This is a genomic window from Pseudomonas sp. NPDC096950 (genome assembly GCF_044762525.1).
Classification (GTDB): domain Bacteria; phylum Pseudomonadota; class Gammaproteobacteria; order Pseudomonadales; family Pseudomonadaceae; genus Aquipseudomonas.
Genome location: NZ_JBIWEL010000002.1, coordinates 256766 through 274668, shown reverse-complemented (window position 1 = coordinate 274668; position 17903 = coordinate 256766). Strand labels below are relative to the sequence as shown.

Sequence of the window (17903 nt, the reverse complement as noted above, 5' to 3'; positions counted from 1 at the left end):
TGTCGGGCCCGATGACTGAAGTGTGGGCCGAGTCTTGAAGTGGATAAACCACGCAAGAAGCGATGGTCTGTAGACAATGGAGAGACAATAAAAAACGCCGCTCACCCGGGTAACCGGGCGCGCGGCGTCATTTTCAAGCGGCTTCACTGACGCGGTCTTCAACGACTGTTCGGTCTTTGCTCAACAACCCCAGCACCACCGCTGCGGAGGCGAGGGTAATGAGGGTCAGGATATGCAGCAGGTACTGGAAGGCCGAGGCGTAACCTTCCACCAATCGCTCGTTGGCCAGACCCGGTACGGTGTTGATCGCATGGGCCATATCGCCCGTCGTCACCCGGTGGGCGGTTTCGGCGATCAGCGCCGCGTCGGCACTGCCGGCCACAACCTGGACGGCCTCTGACAGATTGGTGTGCAGCAGCGAAGCGAGCATGGCGGCAACGCTCGCCAGAGCAATGCCCTCACCCGCAACGCGCACGGTATTGAAAATACCGGCGGCCATGCCAGCGCGTTCCTTCGGCACCACGCTGACGGACAAACCATCCATCAACCCCCACGGCAACCCCGCACCGATGCCGATCACCAGCATCGGGCCGACCAGGCCGAATTTCGGCTCACCGACGTTGTACAGGCTCAGCCAGTGCAGGCCGATGGCCGCAATCAGGAACCCCACGCCCGACAAAATTCCGGCCGAGACGAACCGCGTCATGGAAGCCGCGAGCATCGGCACCACCAGCATCGGCGCCGACAGGGCCAGCAACAGCAGACCGGCATCGATTTCGCTCAAGCCTTCCACTCCGATAAACCGCAGCGGCAACATCACCACCAAGACGATGTAGCAATAGCAGGTGCCGATCGGCAGCATTTGCACGCCGACGAAGCGCGGGAAGCGGAACAGCGTCAGGTCGAGCATCGGACGCTTGACGCGCATTTCGATCATGACGAACGCCACCAGCAATACTGCCGACAGCCCCAGCAGACCCACAACCAAAGGACTGCCCCAGCCGCTGTCAGGTGCCTGGATCACACCGAAAGTGAACAACGCCAGGACCGCACTGAAGATGATCGTGCCCGGCCAGTCCAGGCCCGTGGCGCCGGGGTCGCGGGTTTCACGCATGCGCGGGATGCCGAAGACCATGGCGATCACGCCGATCAATGCGGTAAAGACGAAGATCGCACGCCAGCTGAAAGCCTCGATCAACACGCCCGCCACCAGCGGACCGAAGGCCAGACCGATGCCGAAGGTGGTGCCGAGCATGCTGAACGCTCGCGTGCGCGCATGCCCTTCGAACTCCTGGGCCAGTGCCGCGGAACCGCTGGCCAGCGCTGCCGCGCCCGCCACACCTTGAATCGCCCTCAGCACATCCAGCCAGAACACCGAGGGTGCGAGGCTCTGCGCCACCGACGCCGCCGTAAACAACAGCATGCCAATGGTAAACAAGCGTTTGCGCCCGTAAACGTCGGCCAGTGCACCGGCGGCCATCAACAGGCTGCCGAAGGACAGCATGAACGCGTTGGTGATCCAGGTCAGCGCCACCGGGCTGCCGCCAAGATCACGGCCGATGGCCGGCGTCGCGACTGCGCCGCCGGTAAAGCTCAAGGGGAGGACCAAAGCGGAAAGACAAATCGCTGCAAGAATCAGCAGCTTGTCCTTCCCCCTCGCCTCATGATCAGTTGAAGTCATGATTTCACCATTAGTTGGAATTGCACGTGCGGGTTTTCTTTAGTGTTGCGTCACGTTAAGCGCGGTCTTTTCGGGTACTGCGTTACCCCAGCCACCGCCCAACGCGCGGATCAGGTTGACGGTCGCGGCCGCCTGCGCGCCCTGCAACTGCACAGCGGCGCGACGTGATTGCAGTGCCGAGCGTTCGGCATCGATGACGGAGAGGTAAATCACATCGCCTTCGGTGTATTGCGCCCGGGCCAGTTGGGCTGCACGGGAGGAAGCACCCACCGCTTTGGCCTGGGTCTGGGTCTGCCCTTCCAGCAGCCGCAGGTCTGACAGGTTGTCTTCGACTTCGCGGAACGCCACCAGCACCTGCTGGCGGTAGTTGGCCACGTCTTCTTCGTAGACGGCCCGGGCATTGGCGAGGTTGCCCTTGCGCAATCCGCCATCGAAGATCGGCAGATTCAGCGCGGTACCGGCCAGCGGTCCCAGCAAAAAGGTGCTGCTGCTCCAATGGAACAGATTGCTCAACGAACCCGATTCAAACCCTGCCGAACCGGTCAACGTCAGCGACGGAAAAAACGCTGCTTTCGCCACGCCGATCCGCGCATTGGCCGCTGCCATGGACCGTTCGGCGGCGGCGATGTCCGGACGCCGCTCCAACAGCGACGACGGCAGGCCGGCGGGAATACGCAGGATCACCGGTTGCAGCGGATTGGCGGCCATCGCGAACTCCGCCGGGGTCTTGCCCAACAGCACCGCGAGGCTGTGTTCCGAGGTTGCACGCAGACGTTGCACGGTCATGGCATCGGAGCGCGCTGTCTCCAGTTCGGACTCGGCCCGGGCCACATCCAGTTCACTGATGTCACCCATCGAGTAGCGCTGTTGCACCAGCTTCAAAGCCTGCTCCCGCAACTCGACCGCTCGGACATACACATCGCTTTCCGCATCCAGTTGGCGCAAGGCGAAATAGTTCTGGGCGACGTCCGCCTGCAAGGCCAGCAGGACCGAACGGAACAGCGCTTCACTGCGTTGAGTCTCGGCATCCGCCGCGTCCACGGTCGAGGCCACACGACCGAAGATGTCGACTTCATAGGACACGCCGGCCTGGGCGCGCCACAGGGTCTGACTGGCGCCCTGGCCGCTGTCCGACTGAAACTGCGAGGCAGGCGACACCTTCTCTCGCGTGGGGCCGAAGCCCGCATCCAGGGTGGGAAACAGGGCGGAACGGGCGGACTGGTTCAGTGCCCGAGCCTCCTTCAACCGCGCCGCCGCAGCGACCAGGTTCTGGTTGGCGTCCTGGGCCTGGCGCTCGAGGTCGTTCAGCGCAGGGTCCTTGAACACCCGCCACCACTCACCACGGGCGATGTCTTCGGACGGCTCGGCGGTTTTCCAGTTGCCAGCCTCAGCCGGCTTTAAAAGCGGCTGGGTCTTCTCCTCTTTGTACGCCGGCGGCATCGACACATTCGGCTTGAGGTAGGTGGGTGCCAGCGAGCAACCTGCAGTCGCCAACACCGTCGCCAGCCACACTGAGCGTAAAAGCATCCGATTCTTTGCAAATACTTTCATGTCGTTCTCCTTACTTCTCGAACGCGGTTTCAGGCACACGAGCCGAAGCGTGAGGGCGATGATCGTCAGGCGCGTAGGTGCCGACAGGATTGAGTTCGGCCCCCAGGTGCGGATGCTTGCCGTGCTTGTCCGTCAGGTGCTTGACGCCCGACAGCTTGCGCAACAGCACGTAGAACACCGGGGTCAACATCAGGCCGAACAAGGTCACACCCAACATGCCGAAGAACACCGCAATCCCCATGGCCTGGCGCATTTCAGAACCGGCGCCGGTGGAGAACACCAGCGGCACCACGCCCATGATGAAAGCGATGGACGTCATCAGAATCGGGCGCAGGCGCAGGCGGCTCGCTTCGATGGCAGCCTCGACGATGCCCCGTCCCTGCATTTCCAGTTCGCGAGCGAACTCGACAATCAGGATCGCGTTCTTCGCCGACAGCCCCACCAGCACCATCAAACCGATCTGGGTGAAGATGTTGTTGTCACCGTTGGTCAGCCACACACCGACCAGCGCAGACAGAATGCTCATCGGCACGATCAGGATGATTGCCAGCGGCAAAGTCAGGCTTTCGTACAACGCCGCCAGCACCAGGAACACCAACAGCACGCTGATCGGGAATACCCACATGGCCGCGTTGCCCGCCAGGACCTGTTGATAAGTCAGGTCAGTCCACTCGTACTTGATGCCGCGCGGAAACACTTCCTTGGCAATGCGATCGACTGCCGCCTGAGCCTGGCCAGACGAGTAACCCGGTGCGGGGCCGCCGTTGATATCCGCAGCGGTGTAGCCGTTGTAGCGCACGACCATTTCCGGGCCGTAGGTGGTGGTGACTTTAATGAGCGACGACAGCGGCACCATCTCGCCTTTGTCGTTGCGGGTTTTCAGTACGCCGATGTTTTCCGCGGTGGCACGGAACGGCGCATCAGCCTGGGCCCGCACTTGATACACACGACCGAACGCGTTGAAGTCATTGACGTACATCGAGCCCAGGTAGATCTGCAGGGTGTCGAACACATCCGTCACCGACACACCCAACTGCTTGGCCTTGACGCGATCCAGTTCAACATTGAGTTGTGGCATGTTGATCTGGAACATGGAGAACGCCGGGCCCAGTTCAGGGGCCTTCGCCGCAGCGGCGAGGAAATCCTGGGTCGCCTTGTTCAGCGCCTCATAACCCAGCGCACCGCGGTCTTCGATCATCAACTTGAAACCGCCGACCGTCCCCAGGCCAGCCACTGGCGGTGGTGGGAACACGGCAATCGCAGCGTCCTTGATCCCGGCGTATTTGGCATTCAACTGCGCCACGATGGCGGCGGCGGACTGCTGCTTGGAACGGTGCTTGGACGGCTCCAGTACCGGAAACACCAACGCGCTGCTCGGGGAGTTGGCCAGGCTGACCGACAACCCGGGGAACTGCGGCAGGTTCTTGACCCCGGGAATGGCCAGGGCGATATCACCCATTTCACGGACGACTTTCTCGGTGCGATCCAGGGTGGCGCCGCTCGGCAGTTGCGCAATGGCGACCACGTAGTCCTTGTCCTGCGCCGGCACGAAACCGCCAGGCACGATCTTGCCCATCCACACTGCGCCGCCCAGCAGGATGCCGTAGATCACCAGCATCACAAGCTTGCGGTTGACCACACTGCCGACGCCCTGGCCATAGCGTTGCGAGCCACGGTTGAACACACGGTTGAAGGCTTTGAAGAAACGTCCGAACAGCGCGTCCATGATCCGCGTCAGCCGGTCTTTCGGCGCGTCATGTCCCTTGAGCAAAATAGCGGACAGCGCTGGCGACAAGGTCAGCGAGTTGAACGCCGAGATCACGGTCGAGATCGCAATGGTCATCGCGAACTGTTGGTAGAACTGCCCAGTAAGACCAGACATGAAAGCCAGCGGCACAAACACCGCAACCAGCGTCAGGGCGATGGCGATGATCGGCCCACTCACTTCCTGCATGGCTTTGTAGGTCGCGTCGCGAGGCGACAGACCGTCAGCAATGTTGCGCTCGACGTTTTCCACGACCACGATCGCATCGTCCACCACGATCCCGATGGCCAACACCATGCCGAACAACGACAGGGCGTTGATGGTGTAGCCAAAGCCCAGTAACAGCGCAAACGTACCGATGATCGACACTGGCACCGCCAACAAAGGAATCAGCGAGGCGCGCCAGGTTTGCAGGAAGATGATCACCACCAATACGACGAGAGCGATGGCTTCGAGCAAGGTCTGGATGACGGCGTTGATGCTGTCCCGAACGAACTGGGTCGGGTCGTATTTGATGCCGTAGTCCACACCGTCCGGCATGTCCTGCTTGATCTCCTCCATGACCTTGCGCACGTCATCGGAAATCTGCAACGAGTTGGCGTTCGGCTGCTGGAAGATGATCATCTGAATAGCCGGCTTATTGTCGAGCATCGCTCGCAACGTGTACTCGGAAGCCGCCATCTCGACCCGCGCGACATCGGACAGACGAGTGATCGCACCGCCGCTGGTCTTGAGGATGATGTCGCGGAACTCCTGCTCGGTTTTCAAACGGCCCTGGGCGTTGACACTCAATTGCATCGGCACGTTGGTCAGCATCGGCGCACCGCCGACGATACCGGCCGCCACTTGCACGTTCTGCTCGCGAATGGCGCTGACCACATCGGTGGCGGTCAGATTCAGGCGCGCGACTTTCTGCGGATCGAGCCAGATGCGCATCGAGTAATCACCGGCGCCCCACATCACCACTTCACCCACGCCCGGGATACGCGCCAGGCGATCCTTGACGTTGATCAGGGCGTAGTTGCGCAGGTAGGTCAGGTCGTAACGCTGATTAGGCGACAGGATGCTCACGCCCATGGTCAGGGTCGGTGACGACTTGATCGTGGTCACGCCAAGGCGCTGCACATCTTCGGGCAAGCGCGGCAGCGCCTGGGCCACACGGTTTTGCACGAACTGCTGGGCCTTGTCCGGATCAGTGCCGAGCTTGAAGGTCACCGTGGTGGTCAACTTGCCGTCGCTGTTGGCCAGCGACTGCATGTAGAGCATGTCTTCGACGCCGTTGATTTGCTCCTCGATCGGCGAAGCCACGGTTTCCGCGATGACTTTCGGGTTGGCGCCCGGGTATTCGGCGCGGACCACCACCGAAGGGGGAACCACTTCCGGGTATTCGGCGGTCGGCAGTTTGGTCAGGGCAATCAGCCCCGCCAACACCACAACCACCGACAACACGCCGGCGAAGATCGGCCGGTCAATAAAGAACTTGGAGATATTCATGAGGATGTTCTCTCGTTAAGCCGAAGGCTTTGCAGCGCGACCGATGTTCGCCATCTCAACGGAGTTGGCGTGCACGGTGTCGTTGGGACGAACACGCTGCACACCGCCGACCACCACACGGTCGCCGGCCTTCAAACCGGAGGTGACGATGCGCAGGCCTTCATGCAAGTTGCCGAGGATGACTTCGCGGTACTCGACCTTGTCGTCCTGCCCAACCACGAGCACGAATTTCTTCGCCTGGTCGGTGCCGATCGCCGAGTCATCCACCAACACCGTGTCGAACGGTTTACCGCCGCCAACCTTGATCCGCGCATACAGGCCCGGCAGCAGTGCGCCGTTGGCGTTATCGAAACGGGCGCGAACGCGAATGGTCCCGGACTGGGTGTCCAGTTGGTTGTCGATGGAATCAACAACGCCATTGCGCGAATAACTGTCTTCGTTGGCCAGACCGAGGGACACCGGCGCGGGCTTGGCAGACGACTGATTCAGGTAGCGCAGGTAAGTCTGCTCATCGACATCGAACGAGGCGTAGATCGGCGACACCGACACCAGGCTGGTCAATAGCGGCGCGGTGGCCCCCGTGGAGACGACGTTACCGACGGTCAACTCCGCACGGGACACACGACCGGCCACGGGCGCGGTGATTTCGGTGTACGACAGATTGACCCTGGCGGCGTCCAGCGCAGCCTTGGCCATCTTCACATTGGCGACGGCTTCGCGGGCGGCGTTCTGCTTCTCGTCGAAATCCCGCTTGGCGATGGCGTTCTGTTCGATCAGGCGTGCGGCACGCGCCGCATCGGTCGCCGTGTAGGACGCCCGGGATTCGGCAGCGGCCAATTGGCCGGCCGCGCGATCCACTTCAGCCAGGTAAGGGCGCTGGTCAATGGTGAACAATGGGTCACCTTTTTTCACCAGCGCGCCGTCCTTGAAATGAACGGCGACGATGGTGCCGGGAACCAGCGGCCGGATATCGACCTTGTCCACGGCTTCGAGGCGACCGGAGTAGTTCTGCCACTCACTGATCGACTTGAACACCACAGTGGCGACGTCCACTTCCGATTTCGGCACGGGTGTGGCCTCCGTCGCACTGGCCGTACTGACGGGCGCAAAATGATCGCCATACTTCACGGCGATGCCGGCAGTGCCGGCCACTAAGAGCGCACTTAACGCGACGGAAAGCCGTTTGCGATTGGCGATCATTTCTCTATCTCCTGTTGATTGAAAAGTTGTTGCTGAACGGTTGGTTTACAGCTGCTTTTACAAAATCGGGGCACAAGCGGGCCCGCACCTGAACACTCGGGTCTTGGGTTATTACTTGGCTTAGAGCGGTGTTAGTTCACGCCACTATTCCCACTGATAACGCGCCGATGTATTCGTCGACGAAACCACTTTCATTCAGCGCTTCATGCAACTTGTGAACATAATCGGCATTGCTTCCCATGAGGCCGGAAGCGCCCGCGATACTCGGGGCGATGGATTCGATACTGGCGTCCCGCTCATACAGTGGATGTTCTGGCTCGGCGACAAACACCAGCGCCGACGCTTGAGTTCCATCTTCCAGGGTGATTGATGTCCACAGCGGCCGGTACGCACCGGTAGGCATTTCACGCACCCACAACAGGATCAACTCCTCGTCTGCGACCTGTTGCGTCAGCCTGAACGCAACACCTTGAGTGGAGCCACCCGGTTCAAGGCCCAGCATTCTTCCAGGCATTTCAACAGTGGCGCGCCCGGCAATCATTCGCATACAAAAACTGCGGTGCCAGCCATGTAAGGTGGCGCGTTGGCGGGCGGCGAAGTTAAGCAACGGGTTCCAGATCAAGGAACCGTAACCAAATACCCAGAAGTCTCCGGAGTCTGGACGAGCCGCCAGGGTGTCCAGCATCGACCGCTCGATGCGCTCAAGGGTCCAAGCGATGTCTTTCGGTAACTCACCAAAGGTTTCAAGGTAAGCGCCGGAGGTAATCAGGTGTTTCGTCAACATCGCCAATGCCTCTGAATCGGTGACAACAGCAGCCCATGGATGAATAGTGCCGGAAGCACAAAACCGGATAAATAACGCAGGGAGATACTGTTAGTAGCCGCTGAAGAGACAATCGCCAGCGTCGTCCCAGGCCAGCCGATCAACGTTTTACGTCCACTTCAGGATTCAGGAGCGCGGGGGTTTGGCGCATCGCAGGCAACAATGGCCTTCGAAGATGAAACTTTCCATGGCTATATCGCCGCGTTGAAACTGGACAATGGCGAGGTGCTGGCGGCAGAGTTGAATCGTCGCACCGCCGCTCCCACAGGGGGATTTGTGTTTCAACCGGCAATTACTTGCCGCTCCCGGCAATCCTTGCACGCTAAAAACATGTCAAAACCGCTACAAACCGGCCCACAAGCGGCGATTCCCCCGCTGGCACTGTTCTTGCGATGTATCAGCATCAATACACGCAAGGCAGTGAACGATGAACGTCTCCTCAACCTTCAACAGCCCCGCGATGGTGGCTTACGGCGCGGCGGCCCAGGCCAAGGCTAAGACCAGCACCACCGAGCAGGCCGCCAAAGACGCCAAGACCGACGACGCGGTCAGCCTCTCGAAAAAATCCACCGATTACAGCGGCTCGATCGGCAACAACACACCGTACTTTCCCGTGCGCGCGGGCATGAACGCAGACGCCCTGGTGCTGGGTGTCACCCAACCCGGCGCGGTGTCCAGCTCCAAGGACAAATCCTTCGCCGATGTGGCCGTGGATGCGCGCAAGCGCATGGACGACAAGTACGCGCAGATGAAGGCCGGCGAAAAGCCTTACAGCGGCAGCGTTGAAGACAAGAATGCATTGATGGGCGATCTGGATCGTCGTTCGCTGAACGCCGTGGCCACCAATGAGGGCGGCAAGTTTTCCAGTGATGAGCAGGAAGCGGCCAAAGCGTTGATGCAACAGCAGGCACGTTTGGCGTCGGGTCATTACAGCGGCCCTGAAGATCAAAAGAAAAACTGGAAAGACCCGTTTGCCAATGACCCGATCGGGCGCGCCAAGGCTGCCTTGAGTTTCCTCGACAACATGAGCCCCGAGGAAAAGACCAAACCGGAATGGTTGTCCCAGCATCAGACCTTGCAGGACGCGCTGGCTCAGTACGACAAGGGCGACGTGGCCGCTGGCGGCAAGAAGAAAGACGGGCACTTCAACAACCTGGCGGAAATCCTCGCGGGCGTCGACACCAGTGGTTCGGGGAGCAAAGACCCGGAGGGCAACAAGATCACCAACGCGGCCAGCGCGATGATGGACAAGCTCAAGGCGATGCTGCCCACAACCAAGTAACACACCACTTACCCCTGTGGGAGCGGGCTTGCTCGCGAAGGCGGACTGACATTCAACATTGATGTTGACTGATCCACCGCCTTCGCGAGCAAGCCCGCTCCCACAGGGAACTGAGGAAGGCTTTAAAAAGTATTCGCGGTATAGCGCATTTCCTTTGTACCGCAAATGAAACTTTCCTCAGCAAACCGCTAACCGTTTATTGGCAAAATCGTGGCATCCGGAACTCTGAACAGGTAACCGACATGTCCCGAATCTTGACCATCGAAGACGATGCCGTGACCGCCAAGGAAATCGTCACCGAACTGCAAAGCCACGGGTTCGAAGTGGACTGGGTGAGCAATGGCCGCGAAGGCCTGGTGAGCGCGGTCAGTGGCAATTACGACTTGATCACCCTCGACCGCATGCTCCCCGAGCTGGATGGCCTGGCGATTGTCACCACGTTGCGTGCGATTGGCGTGGCCACACCGATCCTGATGATCAGCGCCCTCTCCGACGTCGATGAACGCGTCCGAGGCTTACGTGCCGGTGGCGATGATTACCTGGCCAAGCCATTCGCCACCGACGAGATGGCGGCGCGGGTCGAAGTGTTGCTGCGACGCAAAAGCCCGGCCAAAACCTTCGAAACCACCCTGCGCATCGCCGACCTGCAACTCGACTTGATCAGCCACGAGGCCAATCGCGCCAACCAGCCACTGAGCCTGTTGCCCACCGAATACAAACTGCTGGAATTCATGATGCGCAATTCGGGGCAGATACTGTCGCGGATGATGATTTTCGAAGAGGTCTGGGGGTATCACTTTGATCCGGGCACCAACCTGATCGACGTGCACATTGGCCGGTTGCGCAAAAAGATCGACCCGCCGGGGTTGCCGCCGTTGATCCGGACGATGCGCGGGTCGGGGTATGTGATTGCGGAACCGCTGTAGGCAAACCACAACCCCTGTAGCAGCTGGCGAAGCCTGCGTTCGGCTGCGAAGCAGTCGCAAAATCAGACGGCGCGGTGTTTCAGTTAAACCGCGTTATCCGTATTTACGACTGCTTCGCAGCCGAACGCAGGCTTCGCCAGCTGCTACAAGAGTTTCGTCGCCAACAATCCTATCCGGGCATGCACTGGAAATCGCCGGTCTGCGCCAGTTCCTTACCGCGTGAATCCTCAAGCCGCGCACTCACGGCCTGGCCCAGGCTCGATTCCACCAACCGATAATGCTCACCGGCCTTGAACTGCGTGTAATAGACCTTGCCTTCGCAATCCTCCTGATTCGAATCACCACTCGGGATTTCGAACAGCGTCACCGCCAGATCATGGGCACCGGGTGTCACTTCAAAGAAGCGTCCGTCATCGATGCGTTGGCCATCCACCCGCTCGGCCAGCATGTCATTGGGCGACTCTTCCTGAAGCCCGATCCAGGCCATACTCGGATCAGGTTTTGGCATCGGGCCGGCGCAGGCGGACAACAGGCAAACCACGCTCAGGCCGGGAATCAATAGCAGCTGTTTAAGTGTCATTGGAATGTCCTTCCTAAAATCTTGAAAACATCGCAATCCCTTGTGGGAGTGAGCCTGCTCGCGAAAGCGGTGGGTCAGTCAACATTTACGGCGACTGACACGCCCTCTTCGCGAGCAGGCTCGCTCCCACAAGGTTTGTTTTTGCATCAGGCTCAGGAGCACAGAAACCCTCTGCTCTGCGCCACCTGGTTACCGTGGGAATCCATCAGGCTGACACCCGCCTTCAGTCCCTCGCTCGACGCATTGATCTGGTAGTGCTCACCAGCCTTGAACTCGCGGTAGCTCAAGTGTCCCGTGCAATTGAGGTCCAGCGAACTACCGTCCGCGCCGCTGATCAACGTCATGTCCAGCCGATGAGCCCCCGGCTTGACCTCGAAATAGCGCCCGTCATTCACCTGTTGCCCATCAATCCGCTGCGCCAGCAAATCGGCACTTCCCGGTTGTTCCAGACCAATAAAAGCTTCGCTCGGGTCAGCCTTGGGCATCGGCCCGGCGCACGCTGACAACAGACACACCAGGCCCAGGCCCGGCAGCATTAACAGGGGTTTGAATGTCATGGAAAAACACCTCGTGAAATGAACGTCGAGACCGTCGCCAGGTGTGGCGGTGGGCGCTCGGCTTGAGGTCAAGAGTGGCGTGCTAGAGCGGTTCGGACAAATGAATCCCCATGAAAGGATTTTCAGGAAATGCTTAAAGATTTCTTCATCCCCGTGAAGGCAAATCTTTAAGTTGCAACCGCAAGACTGCCCGCCAATTGCATTCAAGACCTCGGAGGTTTACGGCATGCTCGGGCTGGTAAAGACCGCACTGCTCAAGCCCTACACGTTTATCGTGCTGGCAATTTTCATCTGCATCATCGGGCCCATGGCGGCCCTGCGTACGCCCACGGATGTGTTTCCCGACATCGGCATTCCGGTGATCGCGGTGGTCTGGCAATACAACGGCCTCGCGCCGCAGGACATGGCCGGGCGGGTGATCTACACCTATGAGCGCTCCCTGAGCACCACGGTCAACGACATCGAACACATCGAGTCGCAATCCCTGCCGGGCATGGGCATCGTGAAGATTTTCTTCCAGCCCGGCGTGGATATCCGCACCGCCAACGCCCAGGTCACGGCGGTGTCGCAGACCGTGCTCAAACAAATGCCGCCGGGCATCACGCCGCCGCTGATCCTCAACTACAGCGCCTCGACCGTGCCGATTTTGCAGATGGCGTTCTCCAGCCCGACCCTGTCGGAAGCGAAGATCCGCGACCTGGTGCAGAACAACATCCGTCTGCCGCTGACCTCGGTGCCGGGCCTCGCAATTCCGACGCCCATGGGCGGCAAACAACGGCAGATCACCCTCGACCTCGACCCGCAGGCGCTGGCCGCCAAAGGCCTGTCGGCGCAGGACGTCGGCAATGCACTGGCGGCGCAAAACCAGATCATCCCGGTGGGCACCGCCAAGCTCGGGCCCAACGAATACACGGTGCTGCTGAACAACAGCCCGAAAGCCATCGACGAACTCAACGACCTGCCGATCAAAACCGTCGACGGCGCGCTGATCACCATCGGCCAGGTGGCCCATGTGCGCGACGGCTCGCCGCCGCAGACCAATATCGTGCGGGTAGATGGCCGCCGCGCGGTGCTGATGCCGGCGCTGAAGAACGGCAATATTTCCACGCTGTCGATCATCGATGGCATTCGCCAGATGCTGCCGCTCATCAACGAAACCGTGCCGTCGTCGCTCAAGACTTCATTGCTGGGCGACGCCTCGGTGTTCGTCAAACAGTCGGTCGGCAGTGTGGCCAAGGAAGGCATCATCGCGGCGTTGCTGACCAGCGCGATGATCCTGCTGTTTCTCGGCAGTTGGCGTTCAACGCTGATCATTGCCGCGTCGATCCCGTTGGCAGTGCTGTCGGCCATCGCCCTGCTCGCGGCCAGCGGCCAGACCCTGAATGTGATGACCCTCGGCGGGTTGGCGCTGGCAGTGGGGATTCTGGTGGACGACGCCACGGTGACCATCGAGAACATCAACTGGCACCTGGAACAAGGCAAAGCGGTGAAGACCGCGATCCTCGACGGCGCGAAACAGATTGTCGGCCCGGCCTTCGTTTCGCTGCTGTGCATCTGCATCGTGTTTGTGCCGATGTTCCTGTTGCAAGGCATCGCCGGTTACCTGTTCCGGCCGATGGCGCTGGCGGTGATTTTTGCCATGGCCAGTTCCTTCATTCTGTCGCGCACGCTGGTGCCGACCCTGGCGATGTTTTTGCTCAAACCGCACAGGCCGGAACAAGGTCCGGGGCATCACCCGGAAGATCAATTCATCAACCATCACGAGGGCGAGCAGCACCGCAAAACCCATCATCCATTGCTGCAACGGGTGCTGAATTTCCAGCAGGGTTTCGAGCGGCATTTCTCCAACTTGCGGGACACCTATTTCGGTTTGCTGGAGCTGGCGCTGGAATACCGCAAGCGTTTCCTGCTGGGGTTTCTGGCGTGTGTGCTGGCGTCGTTTGCGCTGCTGCCAAGTCTGGGTGAGGACTTCTTTCCCGCCACCGACGCCGGCGCTTTATCGCTGCATGTGCGCTTGCCGCTGGGCACGCGGATCGAGGAAAGCGCGGCGGCGTTCGACCGCATCGAAGCGCGGATCCGCGAGATCATTCCGGCGGAGCAACTGGACACCATCGTCGACAACATCGGCATCCCGCTGAGCGGCATCGACATGGCCTACAGCAACAGCGGCACCATCGGCCCGCAGGACGGCGATATTCAGGTCAGCCTCAAAGCCGAGCACAGCCCCACCGCCGATTATGTCAAACGCCTGCGCGAAGCCTTGCCCGAAAGCTTTCCCGGCAGCCACTTTGCCTTTCTGCCGGCGGACATCAGCAGCCAAATCCTCAACTTCGGTGCGCCTGCGCCGCTGGACGTGAAAATTTCCGGCCCCAACGACGAGGCCAACCGCGCCTACGCCGTGGAACTGGAGCGGCGCCTGCAACATGTAGCTGGGGTCGCTGACTTGCGCATCCAGCAATCCACCGGTTATCCGTCGTTGCAGGTGAATGTCGATCGACTGCGCGCCAATGGCCTGGGCATCACCGAGCGCGATGTGACCAACAGCATGGTCGCGTCGCTGGCTGGCAGTTCGCAGACCGCGCCGACCTTCTGGCTCAACCCGGCCAACGGCGTGTCCTATGGTGTGGTCGCGGCGACGCCGCAATATCGCCTCGACAGCCTGCCGTCCCTGGAAGCCTTGCCGGTGACCGGCAGTGACGGGCAATCGCAGATCCTCGGTGGTTTGGCGAGCATTTCCCGGGTGCAGAGCCCGGCGGTGGTCAGCCACTACAACATCATGCCGACCCTGGATTTGTACGCCAACGTACAGGGCCGCGACCTCGGCGGCGTGGCCAAGGACATTCAGAAAGTCCTCGACGACACGGCATCCATGCGGCCCAAAGGCGCAGTGATCAGCCTGCACGGGCAGATCGATGCGCTGCACGAAGCGTTCAGCGGTTTGAGTTTCGGCCTGCTCGGCGCGGTGGTGCTGATCTACTTGCTGATCGTGGTCAACTTCCAGTCGTGGGTCGATCCGTTCGTGATCATCACCGCCCTGCCCGCCGCGCTGGCCGGGATTGTCTGGATGCTGTTTCTCAGCGGCACCTCGCTGTCGGTGCCGGCCCTGACCGGGGCGATCCTGTGCATGGGCGTGGCCACGGCCAACTCGATTCTGGTGGTGAGTTTCTGCCGTGAACGCCTGGCCGAACACGGCGATGCGCTCAAGGCTGCGCTCGAAGGCGGCTACACCCGTTTCCGCCCGGTGTGCATGACCGCCCTGGCGATGATCATCGGCATGTTGCCGCTGGCCCTGTCCGAAGAACAGAACGCGCCGTTGGGCCGCGCTGTGATCGGCGGTCTGATCCTCGCCACCACCGCCACTTTGCTGTTCGTCCCGGTGGTGTTCAGCCTGGTTCACGGACGCCAATCCTCTCGTCCTGTTGTTGGAGAAAGCTCTCATGTCGCCTGATCAAAAACCGTCGCGCAAACGCCTGATGTGGGTGGGGGTCGGCGGTCTGACCCTGGCCGCGTTGCTGGTGGCCAACGGTCTGGCTGCCCGCACCCGCCACGAGAAAGCCGTGGCCGCCTGGACCGAAACCGCCGCCATGCCGTTGGTCAGCGTGTTCCAGCCGCAACAGAACGTGCACGGCGACAGCCTGCGCTTGCCGGCGCACCTGGAAGCGTGGAGCAAGGCGCCGATCCATGCGCGGGTCAGCGGTTATCTGAAGGACTGGAAAACCGACATCGGCAGCCAAGTGAAGGCCGGGCAGATTCTGGCCGAGATCGACAGCCCGGACCTTGATCAGCAAGTGGCGCAGACTCACGCGCGTCTGATCCAGGAACAGGCCAACGCGCGCCTGGCCGAGACCACCGCGAGCCGTTGGCAAAACCTGTTGGCGACGCATTCGGTGTCGCGTCAGGAAGCCGATGAAAAACGCTCCAACGCTGCGGCAGCCAAAGCTAACGCCGATGCAGCGGCCGCCGACTACGCGCGCCTCTCGGCGCTGGAGGATTACAAAACCATTCGCGCGCCGTTCGCCGGGACCATCACCGCGCGCAACACCGACATCGGCCAGTTGATCAAGGCGGACAACGACAGCGATCCAGAGCTGTTCGACATCGCCGACACCCATCAACTGCGCCTGTACGTGCCGGTGCCGCAGAACTACGCCAGCGTGATCCGCCCTGGCATGCAGGCTGAACTGATCGTGCCGGAACATCCCGGCGAGCATTTCAGTGCGCGGTTGATTGGTGACTCCACGGCGGTTGACCGGCGCTCCGGCACCTTACTCGCGCAGTTTGTCGCGGATAACCCGGACGGCGCGTTGTTGCCCGGCGACTATGCCGAGGCGACCTTGCAGATTCCGGCGGACACCCATGGTGTAAGCATTCCCGCGAGCTCGCTGATCTTCCGCGCTCAGGGCACGCAAGTGGCGGTACTTGATCCGGATAATCACGTGCATTTGCGCGATATTCATATCGGTCTGGATTTGGGTGAGCGACTGGTGATCGATCAGGGTTTGAAGCCTGCGGACCGGGTCGTCGATAACCCGCCGGATGCCCTGCGTGAAGGCGATACCGTGCAATTGGCCGACGCCGGAGGTGTGCATGCGCCCAAGGCTTGAGCTGCTGATCATGGCGCTGGCGTTGCAGGGGTGTTCGATGGCGCCGACGTACAAGGCGCCGGTCATCGACTTGCCGGCGCAGTATCGCGAGCAGACCAGTGACGGGCCGTGGCACTTGGCCAAGGCTCAGGAATCGCGCCCGGACTGGTGGCAGATTTATCAGGACTCTCGGCTGAACGACCTGCAACAGCGACTGCTCAAGGCCAACCCGGACCTGGCGGCAGCCCTAGCGCACTTTGATGCGGCGCAGGCCTATGCCGGGCAGTTGCATGCCGGGTTGTTCCCGCAAATCACTGCCAGTGCCCAGCCGCTACGCCAACGTCAGTCGGACGGCAAACCGTTGCGTGGCAGCAATCAGCCGTCGGTGTACAACAGCAACACCGCTGGATTTGCGCTGAACTTCAACCTCGATTTGTGGGGGCGGATTCGCAATCAGGTGGCGGCGGGCGATGCTCAGGCTCAGGCTTCGGCGGACGACTTGGCGGCGGCGCGGTTGAGCCTGCAACAGCAACTCGCGACGCTGTACATTCAGCTCAATGGCCTGGATGCGCAGAACAAAATCCTCACCAGTTCCCTCGATGACTACACCCAGGCGTTGCAACTGACCCGCGACCGCTATGAAGGCGCCATCGCCTCGGAACTGGACCTGACCCGCGCCCAAAGCCAACTGGCCGAGGCCCAGGCACAACTGGACGATGTGCGGGCACAAAGGGATCTGGCCGAGCATGCGATGGGGGAATTGGTGGGTGAGCCGGCGAGTGTTTTCCGGCTCCAGGCGAGCGATCAGGTTTTAGCGTTGCCGTCAGTCCCCGGCGCACTGCCGAGCACTCTGCTGCAACGCCGCCCGGACATCGCCGCCGCCGAACGCCGGGTGTTTGCCGCCAACGCCAATATCGGCGTCGCCCGCGCGGCGTGGTACCCGGACTTCAGCCTGACCGGCCTGCTCGGTGGGCAAACCGCCGGCAGCGGCAATCTATTGGCCGCCGGCAATCGCTATTGGGCGCTGGGGCCGTTGGTCAATCTGCCGATCTTCGACGGCGGCCGCCTCGACGCCAACGAACGCCAGGCCAAGGCAGAATTCGAAGAAGCCGCCGCCCATTACCGCAGCCAGGTGCTGCGGGCGGTACGGGAGGTTGAAGACAACCTCGGGCAACTGCGGGATCTGCAACGGGAGGCTGAAGATGAGCAAGCGGCGGTCGATGCCGCGCAGCACACGCAGACGCTGGCGATGAACAGCTATGAGGCTGGGGCGGTGAATTATCTGGATGTGGTGACGGCGCAGACCTCGGCGTTGCAGGCCCAGCGGCGGTTGCAGGGTTTGCAGACGCGGCAGTTGCAGGCGAGTGTCGGCTTGGTCGTGGCGCTGGGTGGGGGCTGGAGCAGCGGCGAAGATTGATATTGGCTGTGCAGGCCCTATCGCGAGCAAGCTCGCTCCCATAG

Annotated in this window: 13 protein-coding genes; 6 read left to right on the top strand and 7 right to left on the bottom strand. The window is 61.1% G+C overall.

The features are described 5' to 3' along the window. Positions 1 to 133: 133 nt before the first annotated feature. From ACIQY3_RS05725 to ACIQY3_RS05705, 5 genes are all read right to left on the bottom strand, one after another. Complete coding sequence (locus ACIQY3_RS05725) at positions 134 to 1681, bottom strand: MFS transporter (RefSeq protein WP_403017940.1); 1548 nt, start codon at positions 1679 to 1681, stop codon at positions 134 to 136. A 39-nt stretch (positions 1682 to 1720) separates the two neighbouring features. Further along, positions 1721 to 3232, bottom strand: coding sequence for an efflux transporter outer membrane subunit (locus ACIQY3_RS05720; protein WP_403017939.1), 1512 nt, complete (start codon positions 3230 to 3232; stop codon positions 1721 to 1723). A 10-nt stretch (positions 3233 to 3242) separates the two neighbouring features. After that, positions 3243 to 6491, bottom strand: a complete 3249-nt coding sequence (locus ACIQY3_RS05715) for an efflux RND transporter permease subunit (RefSeq protein ID WP_403017938.1) — start codon at positions 6489 to 6491, stop codon at positions 3243 to 3245. A 15-nt stretch (positions 6492 to 6506) separates the two neighbouring features. After that, positions 6507 to 7691, bottom strand: coding sequence for an efflux RND transporter periplasmic adaptor subunit (locus ACIQY3_RS05710; protein WP_403017937.1), 1185 nt, complete (start codon positions 7689 to 7691; stop codon positions 6507 to 6509). Between the two features lie 136 nt (positions 7692 to 7827). After that, on the bottom strand, positions 7828 to 8475 hold the full coding sequence (locus tag ACIQY3_RS05705; RefSeq protein WP_403017936.1) for a gamma-glutamylcyclotransferase: 648 nt from the start codon (positions 8473 to 8475) through the stop codon (positions 7828 to 7830). A 201-nt stretch (positions 8476 to 8676) separates the two neighbouring features. Here ACIQY3_RS05705 and ACIQY3_RS05700 point away from each other — a divergent pair, with 201 nt between their 5' ends. The 3 genes from ACIQY3_RS05700 to ACIQY3_RS05690 all read left to right on the top strand — a co-directional run bounded on the left by ACIQY3_RS05700 (position 8677) and on the right by ACIQY3_RS05690 (position 10722). Beyond that, on the top strand, positions 8677 to 9012 hold the full coding sequence (locus ACIQY3_RS05700; protein ID WP_403017935.1) for a hypothetical protein: 336 nt from the start codon (positions 8677 to 8679) through the stop codon (positions 9010 to 9012). Beyond that, positions 8942 to 9796 (top strand): hypothetical protein, encoded by an 855-nt coding sequence (locus tag ACIQY3_RS05695; protein ID WP_403017934.1) that lies wholly within the window; start codon positions 8942 to 8944, stop codon positions 9794 to 9796. Before ACIQY3_RS05700 ends, ACIQY3_RS05695 begins: the two co-directional genes overlap by 71 nt. 242 nt (positions 9797 to 10038) lie before the next feature. Beyond that, positions 10039 to 10722 carry a response regulator transcription factor gene (locus tag ACIQY3_RS05690; RefSeq protein ID WP_403017933.1) on the top strand — a complete coding sequence of 228 codons (684 nt, stop codon included), beginning with the start codon at positions 10039 to 10041 and terminating at the stop codon, positions 10720 to 10722. Positions 10723 to 10891: 169 nt separating this feature from the next. Here the strand turns inward: ACIQY3_RS05690 and ACIQY3_RS05685 are convergent, their stop codons facing one another. Together ACIQY3_RS05685 and ACIQY3_RS05680 are read right to left on the bottom strand one after the other, a co-directional pair. Then, positions 10892 to 11302 (bottom strand): hypothetical protein, encoded by a 411-nt coding sequence (locus ACIQY3_RS05685; protein WP_403017932.1) that lies wholly within the window; start codon positions 11300 to 11302, stop codon positions 10892 to 10894. A 152-nt stretch (positions 11303 to 11454) separates the two neighbouring features. Beyond that, positions 11455 to 11859, bottom strand: a complete 405-nt coding sequence (locus ACIQY3_RS05680) for a hypothetical protein (RefSeq protein ID WP_403017931.1) — start codon at positions 11857 to 11859, stop codon at positions 11455 to 11457. 226 nt (positions 11860 to 12085) lie between these two features. Between ACIQY3_RS05680 and ACIQY3_RS05675 the strand changes: the two genes are divergently transcribed. The 3 genes from ACIQY3_RS05675 to ACIQY3_RS05665 are packed head-to-tail and all read left to right on the top strand — an operon-like array spanning position 12086 to position 17859. After that, positions 12086 to 15307, top strand: a complete 3222-nt coding sequence (locus tag ACIQY3_RS05675; RefSeq protein WP_403017929.1) for an efflux RND transporter permease subunit — start codon at positions 12086 to 12088, stop codon at positions 15305 to 15307. Then, positions 15297 to 16463: an efflux RND transporter periplasmic adaptor subunit gene (locus tag ACIQY3_RS05670; protein ID WP_265043912.1), complete on the top strand. Its 1167-nt coding sequence runs from the start codon at positions 15297 to 15299 to the stop codon at positions 16461 to 16463. Before ACIQY3_RS05675 ends, ACIQY3_RS05670 begins: the two co-directional genes overlap by 11 nt. Next, positions 16447 to 17859 (top strand): efflux transporter outer membrane subunit, encoded by a 1413-nt coding sequence (locus tag ACIQY3_RS05665; protein WP_403017928.1) that lies wholly within the window; start codon positions 16447 to 16449, stop codon positions 17857 to 17859. The genes ACIQY3_RS05670 and ACIQY3_RS05665 overlap by 17 nt, the downstream gene beginning before the upstream one ends. Positions 17860 to 17903 lie beyond the last annotated feature (44 nt).

Bases quoted from the DNA above. Each gene is read 5' to 3' on its own strand.
- ACIQY3_RS05710 (WP_403017937.1), bottom strand. From the start codon at position 7,691: ATGATCGCCAATCGCAAACGGCTTTCCGTCGCGTTAAGTGCGCTCTTA.
- ACIQY3_RS05690 (WP_403017933.1), top strand. From the start codon at position 10,039: ATGTCCCGAATCTTGACCATCGAAGACGATGCCGTGACCGCCAAGGAA.
- ACIQY3_RS05705 (WP_403017936.1), bottom strand. From the start codon at position 8,475: ATGTTGACGAAACACCTGATTACCTCCGGCGCTTACCTTGAAACCTTT.
- ACIQY3_RS05665 (WP_403017928.1), top strand. From the start codon at position 16,447: ATGCGCCCAAGGCTTGAGCTGCTGATCATGGCGCTGGCGTTGCAGGGG.
- ACIQY3_RS05695 (WP_403017934.1), top strand. From the start codon at position 8,942: ATGAACGTCTCCTCAACCTTCAACAGCCCCGCGATGGTGGCTTACGGC.
- ACIQY3_RS05680 (WP_403017931.1), bottom strand. From the start codon at position 11,859: ATGACATTCAAACCCCTGTTAATGCTGCCGGGCCTGGGCCTGGTGTGT.
- ACIQY3_RS05715 (WP_403017938.1), bottom strand. From the start codon at position 6,491: ATGAATATCTCCAAGTTCTTTATTGACCGGCCGATCTTCGCCGGCGTG.
- ACIQY3_RS05725 (WP_403017940.1), bottom strand. From the start codon at position 1,681: ATGACTTCAACTGATCATGAGGCGAGGGGGAAGGACAAGCTGCTGATT.
- ACIQY3_RS05720 (WP_403017939.1), bottom strand. From the start codon at position 3,232: ATGAAAGTATTTGCAAAGAATCGGATGCTTTTACGCTCAGTGTGGCTG.
- ACIQY3_RS05685 (WP_403017932.1), bottom strand. From the start codon at position 11,302: ATGACACTTAAACAGCTGCTATTGATTCCCGGCCTGAGCGTGGTTTGC.
- ACIQY3_RS05675 (WP_403017929.1), top strand. From the start codon at position 12,086: ATGCTCGGGCTGGTAAAGACCGCACTGCTCAAGCCCTACACGTTTATC.
- ACIQY3_RS05670 (WP_265043912.1), top strand. From the start codon at position 15,297: ATGTCGCCTGATCAAAAACCGTCGCGCAAACGCCTGATGTGGGTGGGG.
- ACIQY3_RS05700 (WP_403017935.1), top strand. From the start codon at position 8,677: ATGGCCTTCGAAGATGAAACTTTCCATGGCTATATCGCCGCGTTGAAA.